Source organism: Mycobacterium sp. GA-2829, assembly GCF_001499965.1.
In the GTDB taxonomy this organism is placed as follows: Bacteria; Actinomycetota; Actinomycetes; order Mycobacteriales; family Mycobacteriaceae; genus Mycobacterium.
Genome location: NZ_LQIT01000078.1, coordinates 80978 through 102587 on the forward strand (window position 1 = coordinate 80978; position 21610 = coordinate 102587).

The 21610-nt window shown below is 70.1% G+C and carries 23 protein-coding genes; 6 read left to right on the forward strand and 17 right to left on the reverse strand.

Annotated features, from left to right (window positions below; genetic code table 11):
- Positions 1 to 44: 44 nt before the first annotated feature.
- Positions 45 to 674 (forward strand): flavodoxin family protein, encoded by a 630-nt coding sequence (locus AU194_RS29205; protein WP_059092736.1) that lies wholly within the window; start codon positions 45 to 47, stop codon positions 672 to 674.
- 1 nt (position 675) lies between these two features.
- On the opposite strand, the gene AU194_RS29210 is transcribed toward AU194_RS29205, so the two are convergent.
- Genes AU194_RS29210 through AU194_RS29230 form a run of 5 tightly spaced genes read right to left on the reverse strand, consistent with a single transcriptional unit; the run spans position 676 to position 5435 of the window.
- Positions 676 to 1434: an ABC transporter ATP-binding protein gene (locus AU194_RS29210; RefSeq protein WP_059092737.1), complete on the reverse strand. Its 759-nt coding sequence runs from the start codon at positions 1432 to 1434 to the stop codon at positions 676 to 678.
- Entirely contained in the window at positions 1431 to 2393 is a 963-nt protein-coding gene (locus AU194_RS29215; RefSeq protein ID WP_059092738.1) for an ABC transporter substrate-binding protein, read from the reverse strand. Before AU194_RS29215 ends, AU194_RS29210 begins: the two co-directional genes overlap by 4 nt.
- 35 nt (positions 2394 to 2428) lie before the next feature.
- Positions 2429 to 3268 carry an ABC transporter permease gene (locus AU194_RS29220; RefSeq protein WP_059092739.1) on the reverse strand — a complete coding sequence of 280 codons (840 nt, stop codon included), beginning with the start codon at positions 3266 to 3268 and terminating at the stop codon, positions 2429 to 2431.
- Positions 3265 to 4065 carry a sulfurtransferase gene (locus AU194_RS29225; RefSeq protein WP_059092740.1) on the reverse strand — a complete coding sequence of 267 codons (801 nt, stop codon included), beginning with the start codon at positions 4063 to 4065 and terminating at the stop codon, positions 3265 to 3267. The genes AU194_RS29220 and AU194_RS29225 overlap by 4 nt, the downstream gene beginning before the upstream one ends.
- Positions 4062 to 5435, reverse strand: a complete 1374-nt coding sequence (locus AU194_RS29230) for an NtaA/DmoA family FMN-dependent monooxygenase (protein WP_059092741.1) — start codon at positions 5433 to 5435, stop codon at positions 4062 to 4064. The genes AU194_RS29225 and AU194_RS29230 overlap by 4 nt, the downstream gene beginning before the upstream one ends.
- A gap of 344 nt (positions 5436 to 5779) precedes the next feature.
- On the opposite strand from AU194_RS29230, the gene AU194_RS29235 reads away from it, so the two are divergent.
- A complete protein-coding gene (locus AU194_RS29235; protein ID WP_059092742.1) occupies positions 5780 to 6475 on the forward strand; it encodes a GntR family transcriptional regulator in 696 nt (231 codons plus the stop codon).
- Here the strand turns inward: AU194_RS29235 and AU194_RS29240 are convergent.
- From AU194_RS29240 to AU194_RS29265, 6 genes are all read right to left on the reverse strand, one after another.
- Positions 6438 to 7655 (reverse strand): acyl-CoA dehydrogenase family protein, encoded by a 1218-nt coding sequence (locus tag AU194_RS29240; RefSeq protein ID WP_059092743.1) that lies wholly within the window; start codon positions 7653 to 7655, stop codon positions 6438 to 6440. The two genes, AU194_RS29235 and AU194_RS29240, sit on opposite strands and share 38 nt — an antisense overlap.
- Before the next feature lie 68 nt (positions 7656 to 7723).
- On the reverse strand, positions 7724 to 8452 hold the full coding sequence (locus tag AU194_RS29245; protein WP_231743620.1) for a class II aldolase/adducin family protein: 729 nt from the start codon (positions 8450 to 8452) through the stop codon (positions 7724 to 7726).
- Positions 8449 to 9486, reverse strand: a complete 1038-nt coding sequence (locus AU194_RS29250) for a zinc-binding dehydrogenase (protein ID WP_059092744.1) — start codon at positions 9484 to 9486, stop codon at positions 8449 to 8451. The genes AU194_RS29245 and AU194_RS29250 overlap by 4 nt, the downstream gene beginning before the upstream one ends.
- The gene (locus AU194_RS29255) at positions 9483 to 11003 is read right to left on the reverse strand and encodes an FGGY-family carbohydrate kinase (protein ID WP_082698900.1); all 1521 of its coding nucleotides are present in this window, start codon (positions 11001 to 11003) and stop codon (positions 9483 to 9485) included. The genes AU194_RS29250 and AU194_RS29255 overlap by 4 nt, the downstream gene beginning before the upstream one ends.
- Positions 11000 to 11848 (reverse strand): DeoR/GlpR family DNA-binding transcription regulator, encoded by an 849-nt coding sequence (locus AU194_RS29260; RefSeq protein WP_059092746.1) that lies wholly within the window; start codon positions 11846 to 11848, stop codon positions 11000 to 11002. Before AU194_RS29260 ends, AU194_RS29255 begins: the two co-directional genes overlap by 4 nt.
- Positions 11849 to 11957: 109 nt before the next feature.
- Complete coding sequence (locus tag AU194_RS29265; RefSeq protein WP_059092747.1) at positions 11958 to 13355, reverse strand: xylulokinase; 1398 nt, start codon at positions 13353 to 13355, stop codon at positions 11958 to 11960.
- A gap of 82 nt (positions 13356 to 13437) precedes the next feature.
- Between AU194_RS29265 and AU194_RS29270 the strand changes: the two genes are divergently transcribed.
- The 3 genes from AU194_RS29270 to AU194_RS29280 all read left to right on the forward strand — a co-directional run bounded on the left by AU194_RS29270 (position 13438) and on the right by AU194_RS29280 (position 15519).
- Complete coding sequence (locus AU194_RS29270; protein WP_059092748.1) at positions 13438 to 13929, forward strand: DUF6328 family protein; 492 nt, start codon at positions 13438 to 13440, stop codon at positions 13927 to 13929.
- Between the two features lie 57 nt (positions 13930 to 13986).
- Positions 13987 to 14928, forward strand: a complete 942-nt coding sequence (locus AU194_RS29275) for a DoxX family membrane protein (RefSeq protein WP_059092749.1) — start codon at positions 13987 to 13989, stop codon at positions 14926 to 14928.
- A 102-nt stretch (positions 14929 to 15030) separates the two neighbouring features.
- Positions 15031 to 15519, forward strand: a complete 489-nt coding sequence (locus AU194_RS29280; protein ID WP_059092750.1) for an RDD family protein — start codon at positions 15031 to 15033, stop codon at positions 15517 to 15519.
- On the opposite strand, the gene AU194_RS29285 is transcribed toward AU194_RS29280, so the two are convergent.
- A complete protein-coding gene (locus tag AU194_RS29285; RefSeq protein WP_059092818.1) occupies positions 15509 to 16027 on the reverse strand; it encodes a gluconokinase in 519 nt (172 codons plus the stop codon). The two genes, AU194_RS29280 and AU194_RS29285, sit on opposite strands and share 11 nt — an antisense overlap.
- Positions 16028 to 16088: 61 nt before the next feature.
- On the opposite strand from AU194_RS29285, the gene AU194_RS29290 reads away from it, so the two are divergent.
- Positions 16089 to 16976, forward strand: a complete 888-nt coding sequence (locus tag AU194_RS29290; protein ID WP_059092751.1) for a hypothetical protein — start codon at positions 16089 to 16091, stop codon at positions 16974 to 16976.
- A 6-nt stretch (positions 16977 to 16982) separates the two neighbouring features.
- Here AU194_RS29290 and AU194_RS29295 read toward each other — a convergent pair whose 3' ends face one another.
- From AU194_RS29295 to AU194_RS29315, 5 genes are all read right to left on the reverse strand, one after another.
- Positions 16983 to 17321, reverse strand: coding sequence for a DUF3140 domain-containing protein (locus tag AU194_RS29295; RefSeq protein WP_059092752.1), 339 nt, complete (start codon positions 17319 to 17321; stop codon positions 16983 to 16985).
- A 7-nt stretch (positions 17322 to 17328) separates the two neighbouring features.
- The gene (locus tag AU194_RS29300; protein WP_059092753.1) at positions 17329 to 17541 is read right to left on the reverse strand and encodes a DUF2945 domain-containing protein; all 213 of its coding nucleotides are present in this window, start codon (positions 17539 to 17541) and stop codon (positions 17329 to 17331) included.
- Positions 17542 to 17609: 68 nt separating this feature from the next.
- Positions 17610 to 17933 (reverse strand): YnfA family protein, encoded by a 324-nt coding sequence (locus AU194_RS29305; protein ID WP_197417776.1) that lies wholly within the window; start codon positions 17931 to 17933, stop codon positions 17610 to 17612.
- An 84-nt stretch (positions 17934 to 18017) separates the two neighbouring features.
- Positions 18018 to 20018, reverse strand: a complete 2001-nt coding sequence (locus AU194_RS29310; RefSeq protein ID WP_059092754.1) for a phosphotransferase — start codon at positions 20016 to 20018, stop codon at positions 18018 to 18020.
- Between the two features lie 50 nt (positions 20019 to 20068).
- Positions 20069 to 21577, reverse strand: a complete 1509-nt coding sequence (locus AU194_RS29315; RefSeq protein WP_059092755.1) for a carboxylesterase/lipase family protein — start codon at positions 21575 to 21577, stop codon at positions 20069 to 20071.
- Positions 21578 to 21610 lie beyond the last annotated feature (33 nt).

A 21610-nucleotide genomic window follows, 5' to 3' on the forward strand; every position in this document is an offset into this window, starting at 1 on the left:
CCGCGGCCCCGTTTCCCCGCGACGGCGACGGGTAGTCGACCGCCATGACCTCATCCGAACAGAACGCTCCCCTGCGCGCGCTGGCCCTGACCTGCAGCCTCAAACCCAGCCCGGCCCCGTCGAGCAGCGCGGTGATCGCCGACCAACTGCTCGACGCCATGCGGGAGTCGGGGGTGCAGTGCGAATCCGTGCGCTGCGTCGACCACAACCTGCTGCCCGGTGTCGAGGCCGACATGGGTGACGGGGACGAGTGGCCCGCGATCCTCGAGAAGATCGTCGCCGCCGACATCCTCGTCATCGCCACGCCGACCTGGGTGGGACACATGTCGAGCATCGCGCAGCGCGTCCTCGAACGCCTCGACGCCGAACTGTCCGAGACCGACGACGCGGGACGGCCCCGCCAGGTCGGCAAGGTGGCGCTCGCCGCGGTCGTCGGCAACGAGGACGGCGCGCACAAGATCGTCGCCGATCTGTTCCAGGCGCTCAACGACATCGGGTTCAGCATCGCCGCCCAGGGCTGCACCTACTGGAACGACGAGGCGATGGGCGGCCGGGACTTCAAGGACCTCGACGAGACCCCGGAGGCCGTTGCGAGCACCACGAAGAACGCCGCCCGCAACGCGGTGCACCTCGCGAAAGTGTTGCGCGCCAACCCTTATCCCGCATACTCCTGAGTCACGCCACCCCGAGCGCGTCGGAGACCGCGTCGTAGAGGTGGTGGTACTCGGCGGTGAACCGCAGTTCGCGGATGTCGCGCGGTCGGTCGAGGGGGTTGACGAACTCCTCGACGATGCGTCCCGGTGACGGGCTCATCACTGCCACGCGATCCGCGAGCAGCAATGCCTCGTCGACGTCGTGGGTGACGAAGACGACGGTGGTGCGCAACCTCTCCCACAGTGCGAGGAAGTCCGCGCTGATCTCGCGGCGGGTCAGCGCGTCGAGCGGGCCGAACGGTTCGTCCATCAGGAACACCGTGGGCTCCGATGCCAGCGTGCGGGCCAGGGCCACGCGTTTGCGCATCCCCCCGGACAGCTGCCGGGGCAGGTAGTCCCCGAAGTCGGAGAGGCCGACGAGGTCGAGCAGTTCGGCGATCCGCTGGTCCTGACCGGTGCGCCGCCCGCCGTCGATCTGCAACGGCAGACGTACGTTGTCGACGACCGATCGCCACGGCAGCAGCGCGTCGTTCTGGAAGACCATGCCGACTCTGGCCGTCGATTCGCCCACCGGGGCCCCGCCGACCAGCACCTGTCCGGCCGTCGGCGCGACGAGCCCGGCCGCCGCCTTGAGCAGCGTGGACTTCCCGCACCCGCTCGGACCGACCAGCGCCAGGAACTCCCCCGACGCGACGGTCAGGTCGGCCCGTTCCACGGCGAGCCTGCGTCCGGTGCGGGTGCGGTAGGTGATCTGCGTACCGCGGAAGTCGATGCCGCTCACGGCGATTCCAGCAGCGAGAAGTCGAACGCCGCACCGAAGGCGGGCGCCTTGCCCGCCTCGACCTGACCGACTTCCTCGAGCAGCGCGACGGTGTCGGCGTAGGTGGATTCGGGGACGACGAGACCCTCGGGCGCCTGCTCGAGCGTGGTCTTGACGACCTCCTCGAGCACGGTCTCGTCGAGACCCGGGGCCTGCTTGGTGGCGACGTCGACGGCGGCGGGCAGATCGGCGAGCGAACGTTCCTGGGTGGCGCGCACGCCCTGCACGAAGGCTTTGAGCGTGTCGCGGTGGGCGTCGACCCAGGACTTCTTGGCGATGACCGCCAATGCGATGTAGAGGAATTCGGGTTTCCAGGTCAGTGTGAAGTTCCCCGACTGCAGCATGGTGGTCAGCGTGGGATCGCTGACCATGCCTGCGGCGGCGCCGCCCTTCTCGATGGTCGCCTGCATGGTGGCGCCGGTGCCCGCCCCGATCACCCGGATGCTGTCGTAGGCGACGTCGGATTCGGCTGCGGCGCGCTGCAGTTCGGTGTCCGACAGGCTGCCGGGTGCGGTGACCGCGACGGTCTTGCCCGCGAGGTCGGACACCTCCCGCACGGGGGCGTTGTTGCTGCTGACCAACGAGTACGGCGGGGTGTGGCTGAGCACTGCGTATCCGGTCACGTCGAGGCCTTTGATGCGGTTGCGCACCACGTGCTCCCCCGCGCCGATGAATGCGTCGATGCTGCCGCCGCTGAGCGCCTGGACCGCATCCGACCCGCTGTCGAAGCACACCTGCTCCGCGTCGACGCCGTCGATCTTGCCCTCGTCGATGGTCAGTGCGGCCAGGCTGATGCCGCCGCACACGATGCCGACCTTCAGCGTGGAGGCGTCGTCGTCGGAGGCGCCCGCGCAGCCCGCGCTGACCGCGGTGGTGGCGGCGAGGAGCGCGGCGAGGCGCCGGAAACGGGTCGAGGGCATGGGAGTCCTTCCGAAGGGTCTTCCGAGGGGGGTGGTCACCGCGGTGCGACGCGGCGTTCGAGGCGTTTGAGGAGTTGTTCGAGCGTGATGGCGACGACGGTGATGACGGCCAGACCCGCGAACACCCCCGTGACGTCGAGGAGGTTCGACGAGTACTTGATGTAGTAGCCGAGCCCCTGGCTGGCCGCGATCAGCTCGGCGATCACCGCGCCGATGAGGGCGATCCCGATCGACAACCGCAGCCCGGTGATCAGCCACGGCACCAGCGACGGCAGCACGATCCAGCGCAGCGTCTGGAATTTGTTGGCGCGCAGCGATTTGGCGACGTCCAACAGGTCCCGCTCGATCTCCTGGACGCCCTGGTAGACGTTGTAGAACACCACGAAGACGACCATTGTCACGACCATGGTGACCTTGGAGACCAGCCCGACGCCGAACCAGATGATGAACAGCGGGGCGAGCACCACCCGTGGCAGGCTGTAGAGCGCCATCATGTAGGGCAGCAGCCATCCGCCGAGCAGGGTCGAGAAGCCCAGTGCCACACCGAGCACCGCGCCCAGCGGTACGCCGATGAGCAGTCCGAGCGCGACTTCGACGAGAGTCTGGGTCAGGTGCGGCCACAATTCGCCGGTGGCGACGAGTGACCCGAGCCGCTCGACCACTGCCGCGGGTGAGGACACGTAGAACGCGGAGATCAGCCGGTCCGATGCGAGCTGCCACCCACCCACGAACAGCACGGCGATCCCGATGCGTCCGAGCAGGATGATCCGGCGTTGACGCCTGGCGTCCCGCCTGTCGGCGCGGCTCACCGCATCGCCGGCCTCGGTGGGCCTGCGGGGCCGGACGAGGCGGGCGCGACCACGGGTGGCGGTCATGAGGTGCGCAGCCCGGTGCGGGTCTCGACGGGGCGCTGCGGGTCGGCGCTCCACGCGGAGAACGACCCGACGAACAGCGGTGCGGTCACACCGTGATGGGCGAGCACCGCGACCGCGTGGGCCCCCGCGACACCCCCACCGCAGTAGAGTCCGGGCACCTCGCCGGAATCCAGTCCGTAGAGGCCGCGGATCACGTCCGCATCCGCCAGCGTGCCGTCAGCGGTCAGCGTCGCGGCCGAACTCACGTTGCGGGCGCCGGGGATGTGGCCCTTGTCGAAGGCGTCGGCGCCGCGGGCGTCGATCAGGGCACCCGCGTCCGCGAGTCGTGCGGCGTGGTCGGCGTCGAGTTGGGGCAACCCGCCGGGCCGCAGCGTCGCGTCGCCCTCGGGGAGGTCACCGGCGAGGCCCCCGGCGGGATGCCCTGCGCGCCTCCAGGCGGGCCAGCCGCCGTCCAGGATGGTCACGTCGTCGAGCCCGGCCCACCGCAGCACCCACCACCCGCGCGCCGACGCGAAATCCAGGTCATGGTCGTAGACCACCACCGCGGTGCGAGCGCCGATACCCCAACGACGCACGGCGCGTTGCAGATCCGCGATGTCGGGCAGCGGCCTGCGGCCCGCGGTGGCCGGCGCACCGGGGCGGGCCAGATCGTCGACCAGGCTCACCGGGACCGCACCCGGGATGTGGCCGGGCACCGGTGCGGTGTCGTCACGGCGGACCTCCAGCACGCGTACGTCGTCGCCGGCGGCGAGCCGCGCGGCGAGCGTGTCGGCGGCGACGAAGACCCGCGCGGTCACGTCGCCGCTCCCACGGTGTGGAATTCGCCTGCGGTGAAACGGTTCTGCGGCCGGGACAGTCCGAGGTGGTCACGCAGCGTCGACCCCGCGTACTCCCGGCGGTGCAGACCGCGGCGCTGCAACTCGGGCACCACCAGGTCGACGAACGCGCCGATGCCGTAGGGCACTCGGGGTGGGAAGATCATGAACCCGTCGGCCGCCCCGGTGGTGAACCACTCCTCGAGGACGTCGGCGACGTCCGTCGGTGAACCCACCACCTCCTTGAACATGCCGCCGCGGATCAGCGATGCGGTCACCTCGGCGACGGTCGCGCGGTCGTGACCGTAGAGCGTCGCCGCCGAATCGACCACCGCGCGCGCCGACCCGGTCAGCGCGGCCACGTCGACCACATCGGCCAGAGCCGTCTCCCCCGGCACCGCCGAGAGGTCGACACCGAGGGCCTCCGAGAGCTGTGCGCGTCCCTTCGCGCCGGTGTTGAGCCGCCGCTGGAGATCCGTATAAGCGGCGTGGGCAGCCGATTTCGTCTCCTCGACGTACACCGCCACACCGGGGATGATGAGCTGATCGTCGGGCCGGCGGCCGTATCGGGGCAGCCGCGCCTTGAGGTCGGCGTAGTAGGCGCGGGCGCCATCGAGACCGAGGGTTGAGGAGTTGGTGAACCGCAGGTCGGAGTACTGCGCGCCGAGTTCGCGGGAGCGTTCCGACGCGCCGGCGTTGACGATGGGCAGCAGCCCCTGCACTGGCCGTTCGACGTTCAACGGCCCGTCGACGGAGAAGAACTCGCCGCGGAAGTCGATGCGGTGCACGCGGTGGGGGTTGACGAACTGTCCGGTGACGCCGTCGGCGACACGTGCGTCGTCTTCCCAACTGTCCCACAACAACTGCAGCACCTGGATGTACTCCGACGCCCAGTCGTAGCGACGTTCGTTGTCCCAGTGCTGATCTCGCCCGAAGTTGCGGGCGGCCTCGACGTTCTTGCCGGTGACGATGTTCAACCCGACCCGGCCGCCGCTGAGGTGATCGATGGTGGCGGTGGCGCGGGCGACGTTGTAGGGGTCGGAATACGTGGTGTTGACGGTGGTGATCAGACCGATGCGACTGGTGGAGGCGGCGATGAAGGACGCCAGCGTCAGCGCCTCGGGCCGCAGCACCTCATTGGGGTTGGCGAACTGCGATTCCGGCAGCCCGACCAGGCGGTCACCGATGAAGAAGAAGTCGAAGACGCCGCGTTCGGCGGTGCGGGCGGCCTCGGCCAGCAGGGTCGGGTTCGAATTGCCGTCCGGGAACGAGCCGGGCACCCGCCACGCGGCGGGGTGGAACCCGGTCGGCCAGATCGTCAAACCCAGGTGCATACGACGAGATTCGGTCATGTGACGCAGTGCCTTTCGAGAGCGAGGTACGCCGCCCGGGGCGGCCGTCGACGACGACTACGCGGGCATGCGAGCTCTGATGGGTTTCAACGAAGCGATCAGACGGGCGACACCGCGCACGCGTGACGCGCAGCGGCACCCGTCAAGGCGTCAGCGACAACAAAGACAGCTGTTGATGAGCAGCAGGTCGACGTAACGGCGCCGCACTAGATACCTGGCGCGCAGGACGGACGCGGCCGGCGCAGGCAAACCCGCCGGGGGCGCGGTTCGCTGTGGCCACATCACGTACGCGAGCGTATACGCTGGCTGTGGGGGCGTCAAACGTCAGGGAGGATAGGATCGCCGTGATCAAAAACGTTGACAGCGAACACGTATCGCGTGCCGACGCGCACTACCTACGCGTCAAGCAAGATTTGCTGACTGGCCGCTTCGAGCCCGGCACCGTGCTGCTGGAGACCACCCTCGGCAAGCTCTACGGGGTGTCGCGCACCCCGATGCGCGACGCCCTGGCCCGCCTCGCACACGACCGGCTCATCGAACGCCACGAACGCGGGTTCATTGTCCGACAGCGCTCCGCCGAGGAGGTGGCCGCAATCTACGAGGCGCGTATCCCACTCGAGGCGCGCGCCGCCGCGCTCGCGGCCCAGCGCCGCGGCGCCGTCGACCTCGAACGGCTCGAACACACCCTGACGTTGCGGCGCGAGGAACGCGACCCGGCCCTCTATCCCGAACTGAACGGGCTGTTCCATCTCGCGCTGCGCGGCGCCGCCCGCAGCGACGTCATCGAATCGACGCTCGGGCACCTCGACGACATGCTCACCGACTACCGCCCCGACAACGCAGCGCCGAAGGTGGCCGGTCGCGGCCTGGCCGAGCACGAGGAGATCATGACGGCCGTCCGCGACAACGACGCCGCCGCGGCGAGCGACCTGATGACCGCCCACCTGGAACGCATGCGGGATCTGCGCATCGCCGCCCACGTGCGCAGGCAGAGCCGACCGGTCAGCGGATCGGCAGACCCGTCAGCGCACGGCCGATGACCAGACGCTGGATCTCACTGGTGCCCTCGAAGATCGTGAAGATCTTGGCGTCCCGGTGCATCCGCTCCACCGGGTAGTCGCGGGTGTAGCCGTTGCCGCCGAGGATCTGGATCGCCTCGTCGGTGACGTAGACGGCGGTCTCGCTCGCGTACAACTTGGCCATCGACCCCTCGGCGGAGGTGAACGCCTTGTTGTTGCGGTGCATCCACCCGGCGCGCCACACCAGCATCCGGGAGGCGTCGATGCGGGCCTTCATATCCGCGAGTTTGAACGCCACCGCCTGGAACTCGCCGATCTTGCGGCCGAATTGCTCACGCTGGCAGGCGTAGTCGAGCGCGTACTCGTAAGCCGCACGCGCGACGCCCAGCGCCATCGCCCCGACGAACGGCCGGGTGCGCTCGAACGTCGCCATCGCGGCCTGGCTTGCGGTGCGCTGTCCCTCCTTGGCCCGCGCCATCCGCTGTTCGAACTTCTCCCGCCCGCCGAGGATCAGCTCCCCCGGGATGCGGACGTTGTCGAGGACCACCTCGGCGGTGTGTGAGGCGCGGATGCCGTGCTTCTTGAACTTCTGTCCCTGCGAGAGGCCCTTGGTGCCCGGCGGGATGATGAAGCTGGCCTGCCCGCGGGTGCCCAGGTCGGGGTACACGGAGGCGACGACCACGTGGACGTTGGCGATGCCGCCGTTGGTGGCCCAGGTCTTGGTGCCGTTGAGCACCCATTCGTCGGCGGCTTCGTCGTAGACCGCGCGCGTGCGCACCGCTCCCACGTCCGAACCGGCGCCGGGTTCCGACGAACAGAACGCGGCGACCTTGGTGTCGCCCGGGGTGCCGAACATCGCGGGCAGCCAGTCCCCGATCTGTTGCGGTGTCCCGTTCGACGCCAGCGCCGCGGCGGCGAGTCCGGTCGCCAGGATCGACAGCGCGATGCCGGCGTCGCCCCAGAACAGTTCCTCGAACACGGTGATCAGCCCGATACCGCTGCTCTCACCGGCCATCTGGGCGAACAGTTCCGGGGTGTAGAGCCCGACCTTGGCGGCCTCCTCGATGATCGGCCACGGGGTCTCCTCGCGCTCGTCCCATTCGGCGGCGGCGGGCCGGACCACGTCACGGGCGAACTCGTGCACCCAGTCGCGCACCGAGACGACGTCCTCGGGAAGGTCGAGCGAGAAAGTGGGCTCCATCGCGAGTCTCCTGTTGTCGGCGCGGCATTCGCTGCCATCGTGTCATGACCGCGGGTGCATGGCCGCGCTCAGTCCTGCTCGGCGGCCGCCCCACCGGTGCCTGATTGGGCGCCCGCGCCCGGACCCGATTGGGCGCCCGCGCCCGTGGCCTGCTGGCCGTAACCGGCCAGCCTGCGGCCGACCTCGGCGATCTCGTCGTCGCTGAGGACGCGGACCTCGGCGCCGCTGGCCATCGCCCGCAGCTGCACATCGCAGAGGTACTCGAGGTAGGGCACCATGTCGAGCACCTTGGGCAGCGACCGGCCGACCAGCACGGCACCGTGATTGCCCATCAGCGCGGCGGTGCGGTCGACGAGCGCGGCGGTGACGTTGTCGGCGAGCTGCTGGGTGCCGAACGTGGCGTAGGGCGCGACGCGCACCGCACCGCCGAACAACGCCGCGTAGTAGTGCGACGCGGGCAGCACGTCGAACACCGTCGACGCCGCGGTCGAGGCCGGGGCGTGGGTGTGCACGACGGCGGTGTGGCTCGACCCCCGGTAAACGGCCAGGTGCAGGGCCAGCTCGCTGGAGGGCTGCAGCACCGCGTCGACGGGGCTGCCGTCGAGATCGTGGATGCCGACGTCGCGCGGCGACATCGCCTCGTAGTCCACCCCGCTCGGCGAGATGACGACGAGGTCGTCGACCCGCACCGACACATTGCCCGCCGTCCCCACCACCAGCCCCGAGCGGCTCAGGGCGCGGCAGGCGTCGACGACCTGTTGGCGTTCGCGGCCCAGCCGCAGTTCCTGGCCGCTCACGGTTCGAGGATGTACTTCGAACCGCGGCCCGCGGCCATGTCCTCGAGGCTGGGCACCAGCGCCTCCAGCGGACGGCGTTCGGTGATCAGCATCGATCCGTCGACCTTCCGGCTGGCGAGCAGGTCCACCGCGACCCGGACGAAATCCGGCGTGTGGTGGAAGACGCCCTTGAGCGTGTACTCCTCGTAGTGCATGGCGCTGGAGTCGACCGAGAAGAGCGCGCCCTTGGGGGTGCCGCCGAAGAGCACCGCCGTCGCACCGGGGCGCAAAGTGCGCACCGTCTGCTCCCAGACCTGCGGCAGGCCGACCGCCTCGATGCCGACGTCCGCGCCGCGGCCGTGCGGGGTGCGGCTCTTGATCAGCGCCACGCGGTCCTCGAAGTCCGTCACCTCCGAGATGTCGACGGTGTCCACCGCACCGGCCCGCTTGGCCTGTTCGAGCCGCCACGAGGACTGGTCGACCGAGATCACGTCGGCGCCCCGCAGCGTCGCCAGCCGTACGAACATCAGACCGATGGGGCCCGCCCCGTGGACGACCACGGTGTCCCCCAGCTCGATTCCGGTCTCGTGCATTCCGTGCACCACGGTGGCCAACGGTTCCAGCGGTGCGGCGTCGGCAAAATCGAGGTCGTCGGGCAACCGGTAGGTGTTGCGCTGCACGATGGCCGCCGGGATGATCACCTCCTCGGCGAACGCGCCGTTGAGGAATTCGAGGTTCTCGCAGAGACTCTGGCGGTTGCGGGTGCACGCCCAGCAGTGGCCGCACGGCACCGTGTTGGCCGCCGTGACCCGGTCCCCGACGGAGAAGTCGGTCACGCCGTCGCCGACGGCGGTCACGACACCGGCGAACTCATGGCCGAAACGCGAAGGGAGAACGGGGAAGAGCTTCGGATGTCCGCGGCGGTACGACTTGAGGTCGGTGCCACAGGTCGCGGCGGCCCTGACCTCCACGAGCACCTCGCCCGGGCCGGGTTGGGCACTGGCGACGTCCTCGAGTCGTAGTTCGCCGGGCCCGTAGAACATGGCCGCTCTCATCGTGGTTCTCCTTCGTGCTGGGGTAGGTCGTGCAGTGCGTGCAGCATGTTCTTCGCGTCGGCGTACATCCGCTCGTAAACCGTTCGCAGCCGGGCGTATTCGGCCACGGACGCGCTTCGCGGTTCGACGACGGCGTCGATCTGCGCCACCGCGGCGGAGGCGTCGGGCAGCGTCGGGTACTGACCGATGGCCGTCAGCGCGATCGCCGCCGCGCCGAGTGCGCTGACCTCGCCGGAGGCGCAGACCTCCAGCGGACGGCCGAAGACGTCGGCGAGGATCTGGGTCCACAGCGCGCTGCGGGCGCCGCCGCCCATCGCGCGCAGCACGTCGACGCGTTCGCCGCGGGCCTGCTCGAGTCCGTCGAGCTGCACGCGCAATTCGAACGCGATGCCCTCGAGCAGCGACCGGTAGAAATGCGCACGAGTGTGGCAGCCGCGCCAGCCCATCGTCAGACCAGAAGCCTGGGTGTCCCAGTACGGGGTCTGTGCCGCGTTCCAGTACGGCAGGGTCAGCAGCTTCTCGCTGCCCACCGGCAGCGCGGCGGCGTCGCGTTCGAGTTGCGGGTCGGGCGCCCCGCCGAGGTCCGGATCGCCGAACTCCTGACGGAACCAGGTCGGCAGATACGTGCCGGACGCGCTGAAGGTCTCCACCGTCGTCTGTCCCGGGATCGCCGAGACCATCGACCGGTACGCGCGCGAGGGCAGGTAGGACACGGTCTCGCTGCCGATCACGACCGCGGTCCCGAGCACCAGGTAGGCGGCGCCCGGATCGGTGACGCCCAATCCCACGCCCGCGGCCTGGCCGTCACCCGTCCCGGCGACGACCACGACGTCGCGGCTCAGGCCCCACCGGTCGGCGACGTCGGACCGCAACCGCCCCAACGAGGTTCCGGTGGGTACGAGTTCGGGCAGCTGTTCGCGGCGCAGTCCGGCCAGCGTGAGCAGTTCGTCGCTGTAGTCGCCGGTGGCCTGATCGATCAGCGCCAGCGGATCGGTGGAGGCGAGGCTCGACACCCAGCGTCCGGTCATCGCGTGCACGAGGTACGAGTGCACGTCGGCGATGCGGTGTGCGCGGGCCATGATGTCGGGCTCGTGGTCGCGCAGCCACAGCAGCTTGTACAGACCGGGGGTGATGTCGGCGGGTTTACCGGACAGCAACTCGACCCGTTCGGTGCCGTACCGGCGCACCTCGACGTCGGCGCGGCCGTCCATCCACAGGATCGCGGGCCGCAACGGTGAACCGGCGTCGTCCAGACAGACGAACGTCTCGCGCTGATGGGTCACGCAGATCGCGGCGACGGCCCCGGTGTCGTCGTCGATGTCGCCCAGCGCCTGGGTGATCGCGCGGTCGGTGGCGGTCCACCAGTCGGGGGCCTGCTGTTCGAACCAGTGCGGCGCCGGGCTTTTCGTCTCCAGCGCGTGCGACCCCGACCCGACCAGCCGGCCGCCGGCGTCGACGACGATCGCCTTCGCGGCCGTGGTCGAGCAGTCGACCGCGATCACCAGAGGTGACGTCATCGTGGTGCGCCTCCGCTCTCGTCCGTCTCCCCCGCCGCGGCGGTGGTACCACGCGGAACCACGACGAGGTGTGCCCCGCTGTCCTCCATGCGCTGCCTGTCCTCGGCGCCCAGACCGTCGTCGATCACGACGGCGTCGAACGCCTCGAGATCGCAGATGCGGTGGATGGCGCGGCGCGCCAACTTGGTGTGGTCGATCATCAGCACGCGGATCTCGGCACTGTCCATGAACGCGCGTTTGAGCTCGGCGGCCGCGCTGGACGGGTGGTAACACATCCCGCGCGAGACGGCCGGTACGGACATGAACAGCACGTCGTAGTGCATGTCCCGCAGCGCCCGCACCGACTGCGGACCGACGAACGAGGAGAACTCGGGGACGAAGTCGCCGCCGATGGCGTTGAGGCGGACGCGCGGGTCGGCCGACAGCTCGTTGATGGCGGGCAGGAAGTTGGTGACCACGGTCAGGGGGAGGTGCGCGAGCAGCGTGGGCAGCAGATGCAGCGCGGTGGTGCTGTCATCCAGGGCGACCGCCTGCATGTCGACGCGGCCCGCGGCCCAGGCGAAACCCGCTTGTGCGACAGCCTGTTTCTCGGCGAGGTTGAGGCTCTTGCGCAGATCGATGTTGCGCTCGAACGCCTCGCTGGGCGGCGCCTCGGCGCCGGACCGCACCTTGCGCAGCATCCCGCGGGCGTGCAGATGGTCGAGGTCACGGTGGATCGTCATGGTGCTGACGCCGAACACGTCGGCCAGTTCGTCGATGCGGGCGCCGCCCCGCACCTTGACGAATTCGACGATCTCCGAACGCCGGTGAGAATGACTGCCGGCGCGCGACGACTGTGTGGACACCGCGAACCTCCTCCGCATGCAGCATCACATTGCGCCGCGAACGTATCATGGAAGTTCACATACTCAACATGAACCGTGTTACGTCATAGGTGGACGTAACACGCGGTGGTCACTGCCCCAGCGTCAACGCCTGGGCGGTCATGTACCGCTCGGTGACGTGCGGGGTCGGCTCGGCCTCGTAGGAGGCCGTGCCGCCGAACGACCAGTCGGGCGGGGCGTCGCCCCCGCTGCGCACCCAGGCGGCCTGCCGGGCGGCGCCCAACGCCACGTACTCGGCGGGATTCGGCACATGCACGGGCCGGCCCAGCACTGCGGGCGCGATGCGGCGCACCGCCTCCGACCGCGCACCGCCGCCGATGAGGATGATCCTCTTCACGTCGACGCCCTGATCGGAGATCTTGTCGATGCAGAACGCCATCGACGCCAACAGACCCTCCACCGCCGCGCGCGCCACGTTGGCGGGCGTGAAGTTGCGGGTGGTCAGACCGTGCAGCGCACCCGTGGCCTCCGGCAGGTTGGGTGAACGCTCCCCGTCGAAGTACGGCACCAGCGTGACCCCCTCGGCGCCCGCGCCGGCCTGCAGCGCCAGGCGGTCGAACTCGTCGAACTCGACGCGCAGCATCTTGGCGGTGGCCGCCAGCACCGGGGCGCCGTTGAGGGTGCACACCAGCGGCAGCTGCCGCCCGGTCGCATCGGCGAAGCCCGCGACCAGACCTTCGGGATCGTGGGGCGCGGTGGCGGTCACCGCGCTGACCACACCCGAGGTGCCCAGCGACACCACGCAATCCCCCGGCGCCGCACCGAGTCCCAGCGCCGCGGCGGCGTTGTCGCCAGCACCCGGACCGAGCAGCGCTCCGGAGGCGGTCCGGCCCGCCGTGTCGACCGGGCCGAGCACCTGCGGCAGCGCGGGCCTGCGGCCCCGCATCGCGAGCTCGAGCAGGTCGACGACGTACTCCCCGCTCTGAGCGGAGAAGTATCCGGTGCCGCTGGCATCGCTACGGTCGGTGCGCACGTCGGCGATGTCCTGCGATCCGGACAGCCGCCACGTCAACCAGTCGTGCGGCAGGCACACCGCCGCGGTCGCGTCGGCGTTGCCGGGTTCGGCGTCGGTCAGCCACCGGAGTTTGGCCGCGGTGATCGCGGCGACAGGGACCACCCCGATCCGGTCGGCCCACGCACCGGGGCCACCGAGCTCCTCGACCAGGTCGGCCGCGGCGGCAGCCGATCGAGTGTCGTTCCACAGCAACGCATCTCGCACGACGCCGCCCGAGGAGTCGAGGCAGACCATGCCGTGTTGCTGGGCGCCGACGGACACCGCCTCCACGTCGTCGAGGCCGCCCGCGGCGGTCGCGGCCGACTGCAGCGCGGCCCACCACAACTGCGGATCGACCTCGGTGCCGCCGGGGTGCGGTGAGGTCGCCGAGCGGACGATCTCACCGGTGTCGGCGTCGCACACCAGGATCTTGCAGGACTGGGTCGACGAATCGATGCCGGCAACCAGTGCCACGGCGACCTCCTCACGTAGGGCGACTCGACCACCCACCCTAGTCAGCGCCACACACCGCCCCGCGGGCTGGGAGAATCGACTGATGACCGGCGAAGACACCGACCACCGGCACAGTCAGCGGTGGGATCCGAGCCGCAACGAGACCGAGACCGAACGTCTCGACCGCAACTGGTCGAGCCTGCTGCAGGAGCTGCGGGTCGCCCAGACCGGTGTGCAGGTGCTCACCGGGTTCCTGCTGATCCTGCCGTTCCAGGAGCGGTTCGGCGACCTCGACGGCGGGGCGCGGGTGGTCTACCTGCTGACGGTGATGTCGTCGATGGGCTCGACGGTGCTGCTGGTGGCGCCGGTCAGCATGCACCGCATGTTGTTTCGTCGCCGCAGGCTCGACGTACTGGTCGCCTCGTCGCACCGGTTCGCGATCGCCGGGCTCACGTTGTTGGGGACGGCGTTGACGGGGGTCGCGGCGATCATTTTCGACGCGGTGCTCGGCGCGCCCGCGGCGTGGGCGGCGGGCGCGGTGACGGCGGTGGCGCTGGCGTCGTCGTGGTTCTGGCTGCCGGTGCGCAAGCGTTGAGCACCGGCCCGCACTTGGGGAGTTTGTGTCCCGCACGGCGGGGGAACACAGCGCAACATGCTGATCCGACGTATCGCGCGACCCATGTTGTCTGCAGTGTTCATCGGGCGCGGAGTGGAGGCTCTGCGGAGCCCCAAGCCGGCTGTCGATGCGGCCAAGCCGACGCTCGAAGGCTTGAGCAAGCTGCCTGATCCGGTGGGCACGAACGTGCCCAGCGACGCCGAGACCGTCGCCAAAGTCGTGGCGGGTGTGCAGATCGGCGGCGGGCTCTTGCTGGCATCGGGCAAGCTGCCGCGGCTGGCATCCGCCGCGCTGGCGCTCAGTGTCGTGCCGGGCAGCCTCGGCGGACACATGTTCTGGAACGAGACCGACCCGGCGCGCAAGGCCGACGAGCGGCGCGCCTTCCTCACCGATGTGAGCCTGATCGGCGGCCTGATCATCGCGGCCGTCGACACCGAGGGCAAACCGTCGCTGGGCTGGCGCGGCCGCCAGGCGGCGCACAAGGTTTCGGCGGCGCTGCCGGTCGGTGCGGCCGCCGGCGGCTCGCTGGCCGACAGTGAGTTGGCCGAGAAGCTCGGCCACGGCCTGCACGTCGGCGCCGAGCGTGGCCGCGAGTTGGCCACCGTGGCGAGCAAGCGCGGCGCCGAGCTGGCCGAGGTCGCCCGGGAACGCGGCGCCGAGTTCGCCGAGGTCGCCTCCAAGCGCGGCGCCGAACTGGCGGAGGTCGCCAGCAAGCGCAGTGCGGAGCTGGCCGAGGTGGCGAGCAAGCGTGGCGCGGTGCTGGCCGAGGTCGCCCGTGACCGCGGTTCCGAATGGGTCGACGTCGCCCGCGACCGTGGCCCCGAACTCGCCGACGTCGCCCGGGGCCGCAGTGCCGAGCTGGCGCTGCTGGCGCAGAAGCGGGCCAACGAACTGGCCGAGACCACGCGCAGCCAGGTCAAGCAAGCTCAGAAGCAGGCCCGTAAGGATGCCAAGCGCGCCAAGAAGCGGTTGCGCTGACGCGGGGAAGTGATCTTGTCGAACCGGGCGCGCCGAAGCGCCCGGTTCGTCGTTTCCCGACGGTAGATTCGTCTCCACCGACGACGCGTTCAGGAGGCAGCGATGACGACCGGTGACTATCCCCCTCAGTACGGACAACCCCAGTACGGGTATCCCCCGCCGTTCGGCGGACAGGTCCCCGGCGGCCTCGGCCTGCGGTTCCTGGCCCGGATCATCGACGGCATCATCGTCGGGATCATCGGCTTCGTGCTGGCAATGCTGACCGATTCGCTGTCCAACGTCTGGGTGACCGGCCTGTTCACCGGCGCGCTGTCCTTCGTGTACTACCTAGCGTTCGAGGTGACGCAGGGGTGGACGCCGGGCAAGAAACTGCTGGGGCTGAGCGTGCGCGGCCCCGGCGGCGCACCGAAACCGTCCGCGTCGCAGGCGGCGATCCGCAACCTGTTCACACTGCTGCCGATCATCCCGTTCATCGGTGGTCTGCTCGGCGTCGTCGCGATCATCGTCATCGCGGTGACGATCAGCGGGAGCCCGACCAAACAGGGCAAGCACGACGAGATGGCGGGCGGCACCCAGGTGGTCAAGGGCTGAGGCCCGGCCCGTCGGTGGACGGGGACGTCCGCGCGACGTACTCCTCGATGATCGCGTCGATGCTCTGGTCGACGTCGATCGCCAGACCGCGTTCCTCCGGGGTCAGCGGCTCCAGGGTGGCGAACTGCGACGCCAACAGCGAGGCGGGCATGAAGTGTCCCGGCCGACTGGCCTGCCGTCGCGCGATGACCTCAACGGCACCGGCCAGGTGCAGGAATTCGACAGTGGGGCAATGCGTTCGGAGTTGGTCGCGGTACCGCACCTTGAGCGCCGAACAACTCATCACCCCGCCGTCGGAGTGGTCGGCCAGCCAGGTGCCGATGGCTTCCAGCCACGGGTGGCGGTCGTCGTCGTCGAGTGGTTGGCCCGCCGTCATCTTGGCGATGTTGGCGGGTGGATGGAAGTCGTCGGCGTCGGCGAACGGGACCCGTAGTCGCTGCGCCAGTGCCGCACCGACCGTGGACTTCCCCGATCCGGAGACGCCCATGACGACGATCGGTGCGCCCATCTGATCGAGATACCCGATCGGGGTGTCCGTCACACCGGGGCGATGGTGTAGTCCTGTTGAGGTGAGTAGAGGTCCCGAATTGGCCCGCCGGCTGTTCGACCGCATCGAACCGGTGCACGCCGTCACCTACTTCGCGCCCGAGGCGCGTTCGGCCCTCGACGACCTCGGCTACCGCGGTTTCTGGATGGGCTATTTCGCCGCCCGCTCCGCGCCGCTGGGCCGGGTGCCCGCCGACGTCGTCACCGCGATCTTCTACAACTTCGCCCCGCACCGGGTGGCCAAGGCACTGCCCGCCGCGTGGGACGTCGCCCCGCCCGAAGTGGCGCTGCAGGCCAGGGAACGCTCCGCGGTCGCCGCGCTGGAGCGGTGCGGTGTGCGCGACGACGACGGTGCGCGCACGGCGGCCGCGCTGGCCGCGAGGGCGGCCCGCGACCTCCCGGTCGACGGCAGACCGCTCTATGCGGCGAACAAGGCGCTGGACTGGCCCGACGACCCGGTCGCGATGCTCTGGCATGCGGCGACCCTGCTGCGGGAGCACCGCGGCGACGGGCACGTCGCGATCCTCGCCGCGGCGGGCCTGAGCGGGCGCGAATGCAACGTGCTGCACGCCGCCGCGGGCCGGGTGCCGCGCGAGATGATCATGCGCAGCCGTGACTACGACGACGCGCAGTGGCGCGACCACGTCGAACAGCTGGCCCGACGCGGTCTGCTCGACACCTCCGGTGAGCTCACCCCCGCCGGTCACGCGGTGAAGCAGCAGATCGAGGACGCCACCGACACGTTGGCGCTGACCGCACTCGACGGGCTCACCGACGAGGAGGTCGAGACGCTGTTCCAGACGCTGACACCGATCACCCGTGCGGTGGTGTCCGCCGGCATCGTCCCGTCTGCCACGCCGATGGGGTTGTCCCGCGACGACCTCGAGGACGCGAGCGCGCACTTGGGCTGACCGGCGTCACTTCTTCAGCGGATCGTGGCCCCAGTTCATCAGTGAGTACCGCCACGGTGTGTCGGAGACGTCCCCGGACGGCCGCTGCGCGAGGTGGCGGTGCACGTACCCGACGACCTTGCGCATGTGGGCATGGTCGTCGTCGTCGAGATCGGCCTTCTTGCTCCGCAGGATCTCGACGATGCGCCGCCCGCTCGCGTGGCCGGTGGCCTCGCCGCCGCCGGACTTCTGTCCCACCGACTTCGACTCGTCGCCCTCCAGCCACTTCTCCAGGTCGCCCGCGGACATGTTGACCGCGTCCTTGAACTCCGACCAAGTCCGCTCGGGGTCGTTGTCTGCCGACATCACACGCTCACTTCTTGTCGAGCGCGCCGGGCTTGTGGACCGCGTCGCCGCCGCTCTTGTCGCTGACCACCCGGTACTGCGGTTCGTCCTTGGACGCCTTGACCTTCCGGCCCGCCGCCTCCGTCTCCGAGGTGATCTTCTCGACCACCTCGCCCTCGGCGGTGCTGCCATGGCTCTTCCAGGTGACCTTGTCGCCCTTCTTGAATTCCTGATCGCTCATGGGAAGGCGGGTACCCACCGGTCCCCCGGTCACGCGACCGGGTCGCTGACCGTCACAAACACGTCGGATCAGCGCGGCGCGTACATGATGAAACCGACCCCGGCCAGGCAGATCAGCGCGCCGGTGATGTCCCACCGGTCGGGCCGGAACCCGTCCACGACCACACCCCACAGCAGCGATCCGGCGACGAACACCCCGCCGTAGGCGGCCAGGATGCGCCCGAAATGGGCGTCGGGCTGGAATGCGGCGACGAAACCGTAGGCCCCCAGCGCGAGCATCCCGGCGCCGGCCCACAGCCACCCGCGGTGCTCCCTCACCCCCTGCCACACCAGCCACGCACCACCGATCTCCAGCAGCGCGGCGAGGAGGAACAGGACGACCGATTTGAGCACGAACACGCCCGTCAGCCTGCCGTGAGCGTGCGCGAACTGCCGCAGATTCGCGGCGTGTCGTGCATCAGACACGCACGCTGGGCGTCAGGAGCGGCCGATGTTGTGGTTCCACTCCAGCCAGCCGACGCCGGTGCAGCCGTCGCCGGTGGTGACGACCGCCCACCCCCGCGGGAAGTGGCTGACCCGGCGGTCGGCGGCGACCAGGCGCACCGGGGCGAAACCGCGGACGTCGACATCGACGGTGAGGTCACCCGGTTGCACCGACAGCGAGGTGGTGACCGGGAGCCCGGTGTCGGCGAAGGTCGCCTGCGCCGACATCTGGGTGGTCTCGGCCAGCGGTGCGCCCGGCGGCTGGACGTAGCCGATGCTGAGCGGGCCCATGTCCGGGATCCGGAGGTCGACGCCGTGCAGGTGGGTGCCGTCGTCGAGATGCAGGGCCTGCCACACCCAGTCCATCGCCCACCAGTCGCGCACGCCCCACGAGTGGTCGCGCTGGCCGGGAACCGCGTCGAAGGTGTACTCGTGGCCGTCGGCGGTGACCGTGCCCGACACCGTGCAGGCGATCTCGTAGCGCGGGGTGATGCGGTACTGGTAGGGCGTGCCGACGGTGGTCCACGTCAGGTCCATCGTGAGGTCGACGGGTCGGCCCGACTCACCGCGCAGCAGTGCCGCCGGGTCGTCGTGCGCCTCGCCGCGGCCGCGCACGGTCACCCGGAAGGTACGCAGCGGGTCCACCGGCTGCAGCCCGAGATGTGCCTGCTCCGTTGAGGTTTCGGTGAAGTCGGCGGGCAGGGGCGCTTCGAAGTCGACGATGCCGATGGTCGGCATCCCGGGTCCGCAGACGAGCGCGTTGACCCAGGCGACACCGCGGTTGGGGTACAGGCCCAGCCGCACCCAGCCGCCGACGTCCTGGGCGGCGTCGACGAAGTCGAAGTACCAGCTCTCGTTCCACAGCTCCTCGTCGCCCGGTGGGTGCGACCCCTCATCGGCAGGCTCGGGCTGCAGGGGTTCATCGGCGGACGGTTCGGGCAGCGCGGCCAGCGCGTCGGTGTCGAGGACGTGTTCGCAGTGCCTGCGCAGCATCGTCATGAACATCTCGTCGCCGCGTTCGGTCCGCGCGACGAGCATCGACGAGACGATCGCCATCATCACGCCGAAGAAGCTCTGCCTGCGGACGCCGTCGCGCACCGCCGCGAGATCCACCGGCGCCTGCGGTCCGAGCGCCTCGTGGTAGGCGCGCAACAGGTCGTCGTAGTGGGCGCGGCGCTCCTCGACGGGCAGCGCGCAGCCCAGGAAGTACGCCACGTCGGTGAAGGCGGGACCCCAGGTGACGGTCTGCCAGTCGACGACGGTCAGCGTCCGGTCGGCGCCGGGTTGGCCGAACAGCATGTTGTCGAGCCGGTAGTCGCCGTGCACCAAGCCGTGCGGACGGTCCTCGGCGCCCTCGGCCGCCAGATACGCGTCGAAGACCGCGACCAGCCGCTCGCACACCGCGCGGTGTTCGGGCGCTATCGCGTCGCCGTAGCGGTCGGCGAACCCGGCCCACAACTGGCCGATCAGCGCCTGGTTCAGCGGCGCCTCCCGGTTGAGCCAGGCGGCGTCGGCCAGCGCCTCGTTGCCGAGCAGCGGTCCGTGTACGCGGCCCAGCTCGGCGAGCGCGATCATGGCCTCTGCGGGGGTGGCGCCGCGGATCTCGTCGCCCACCACCGCGGGCGCGGCATCGCCGAGCAGCAGGTCGAACGCGCCGGTCTCGGCGTCGTAGGCGGCGTGGTAGCAGGGCGCCACCGGACCGGGCAGCCCCGGCGCGATGTCGGTGTAGAACCGCACCTCGCGTTCGTAGAGCCCGAGCGCGAGCCCGGTCTGGCGGCTGCTGGGGTCGGTGGCGGCGACTTTGAGCACCACTGAGGTGGGCCCGTCGGACCCGTCGGCGTAGGTCAGGTGGACGCGGTAGCACTCGCTCATCTGGCCGGTGCCGATGCGTTCGGACCGGAAATCGGTGACGGTGCCGCCGACGAGCACCATGGTCAGCCATTCGGCGGTCAGATCGGCGGGACGTTCGATCAGCAGGTCTGCAGTGTGAGCCACGCGATGAACCTAGCAGTGGGCTGAATCACAGGTTGACGGGTGTCAACGCTTCAGCGCGCCGAGAGTGTGAACCCCGCCCAGGCTTCGCGGCGGTGTGCGTCGGGGTCGTCTTCGACGCGGGATTTGCGGTCGAAGACCAGCACCGCACGCTCGTCGGCGCTGTAGGCCGGCCAGCCCTGCCCGGGGGTTCCGGTGCGGCTGAACTCCCGCCACCGGCGCTGGATGTCCTTGCTGACTTTGATCGCCGACCCCCGGTCGGCGGCGGCGGTGAGCAGGGCGCCGAACCGGGTGCGGTAGGTGTCGAAGACCGCGAGCAGTTCGGTCGCGTGGGTGGCGCCCAGCCCGGACCACTTGAGCGTGCGGGGCGCGTAGTCGTAGCGGTACACGTAGGTCGGCGCGTGCCGGGAATGGGCCTCGGAGATCTGCCACGTTGCGGTGCCGAACGCGAAGTCGCCGCCCAGCTGCATACATGCCGACGAGTTCGGATAGCCCGGGTAGGCGCCGGTGATCCGCTCGCGGCGGTCGGCGTCCGAATCGGCCAACAGGGTCTCGATCATCGGTTCCGACATCGGCAGCAGCGGCAGGAACCGGCTGAACAACCGGCCCTCCTCGGCGTTGTTGCCGACGATCAACGGCACTCGGTGCGCACTGCCCTCGGCCATCGCCGCGACGGGTTCGACGGGCAGGTAGTCCGATCCGTACGACGGGCCGACCGGGAACGCGCCGGGCAGATCGGTCATACCACGCCGGATCACGTTCTCGAGCGCCTTGCCCAGCTCCGACGGACGGGCGGCCTTCAGCGCGGCCGCCCCGTCCTGCGGGCGTGCACCGAGGACGTCGACGAAGCGTTCCGCGAAATCGGCGGCGGCGTCCTGTGAACGCACCATCCCGCTGGCCGGACTCTCCGAGATCGCTTGGTGGAAAAGGCCTTTGGCCTGCGGGGTGGCCAGCAGCGTGGCGACCGCGTGCGCGCCCGCGCTCTCCCCGAAGATCGTCACGTTGTCCGGGTCGCCGCCGAACACCGCGATGTTGTCGCGCACCCACCGCAGCGCCATCACCAGGTCGCGCAGGAACAGGTTGTCGTCGATCGGATGTTCCGGGGTGGACAGCGACGAGAAGTCCATGGCGCCCAGCGGCCCGAGGCGGTAGTTGACCGAGACGTAGACGCACCCGCGGCGGGCCAGCGCCGCACCGTCGTAGATGGGGGTGGCCGAACTGCCGAAGGCGTAGCCGCCACCGTGGATGAAGAACATCACCGGCAGCGGGCCGTCGGCGGGCTTCTCCGACGTCACCACGTTGAGCGTCAGGCAGTCCTCGCTCATCGGCTGACGCTTGTTCACGCCGAGCAATGCGTACTTGGGATCCTGCGGGGCGCAGTTGCCGACACTGTGGCAGTACCGGACCCCGCGCCACGGTTGCGCGGGCAGGGGTGCACGCAGGCGTAGCGAGCCCACCGGAGGCTGCGCGTACGGGATTGCCCGCCACCGATGCACCCCGTCGCGGGTGAACCCTTCGATCGTTCCGGTGCTGATCGTCGCGCGGACGGTACGGTCGTGCATGTTTCGACGGTAGCGAACGCGCGCCGCCGCCGC

Coding starts and splice junctions, on each gene's coding strand:
- AU194_RS29205 (WP_059092736.1), top strand. CDS start 45: ATGACCTCATCCGAACAGAACGCTCCCCTGCGCGCGCTGGCCCTGACC.
- AU194_RS29215 (WP_059092738.1), bottom strand. CDS start 2,393: ATGCCCTCGACCCGTTTCCGGCGCCTCGCCGCGCTCCTCGCCGCCACC.
- AU194_RS29220 (WP_059092739.1), bottom strand. CDS start 3,268: ATGACCGCCACCCGTGGTCGCGCCCGCCTCGTCCGGCCCCGCAGGCCC.
- AU194_RS29230 (WP_059092741.1), bottom strand. CDS start 5,435: ATGACCGAATCTCGTCGTATGCACCTGGGTTTGACGATCTGGCCGACC.
- AU194_RS29240 (WP_059092743.1), bottom strand. CDS start 7,655: ATGGAGCCCACTTTCTCGCTCGACCTTCCCGAGGACGTCGTCTCGGTG.
- AU194_RS29250 (WP_059092744.1), bottom strand. CDS start 9,486: ATGAGAGCGGCCATGTTCTACGGGCCCGGCGAACTACGACTCGAGGAC.
- AU194_RS29255 (WP_082698900.1), bottom strand. CDS start 11,003: ATGACGTCACCTCTGGTGATCGCGGTCGACTGCTCGACCACGGCCGCG.
- AU194_RS29270 (WP_059092748.1), top strand. CDS start 13,438: ATGACCGGCGAAGACACCGACCACCGGCACAGTCAGCGGTGGGATCCG.
- AU194_RS29275 (WP_059092749.1), top strand. CDS start 13,987: ATGCTGATCCGACGTATCGCGCGACCCATGTTGTCTGCAGTGTTCATC.
- AU194_RS29280 (WP_059092750.1), top strand. CDS start 15,031: ATGACGACCGGTGACTATCCCCCTCAGTACGGACAACCCCAGTACGGG.
- AU194_RS29285 (WP_059092818.1), bottom strand. CDS start 16,027: ATGGGCGCACCGATCGTCGTCATGGGCGTCTCCGGATCGGGGAAGTCC.
- AU194_RS29295 (WP_059092752.1), bottom strand. CDS start 17,321: ATGTCGGCAGACAACGACCCCGAGCGGACTTGGTCGGAGTTCAAGGAC.
- AU194_RS29300 (WP_059092753.1), bottom strand. CDS start 17,541: ATGAGCGATCAGGAATTCAAGAAGGGCGACAAGGTCACCTGGAAGAGC.
- AU194_RS29315 (WP_059092755.1), bottom strand. CDS start 21,577: ATGCACGACCGTACCGTCCGCGCGACGATCAGCACCGGAACGATCGAA.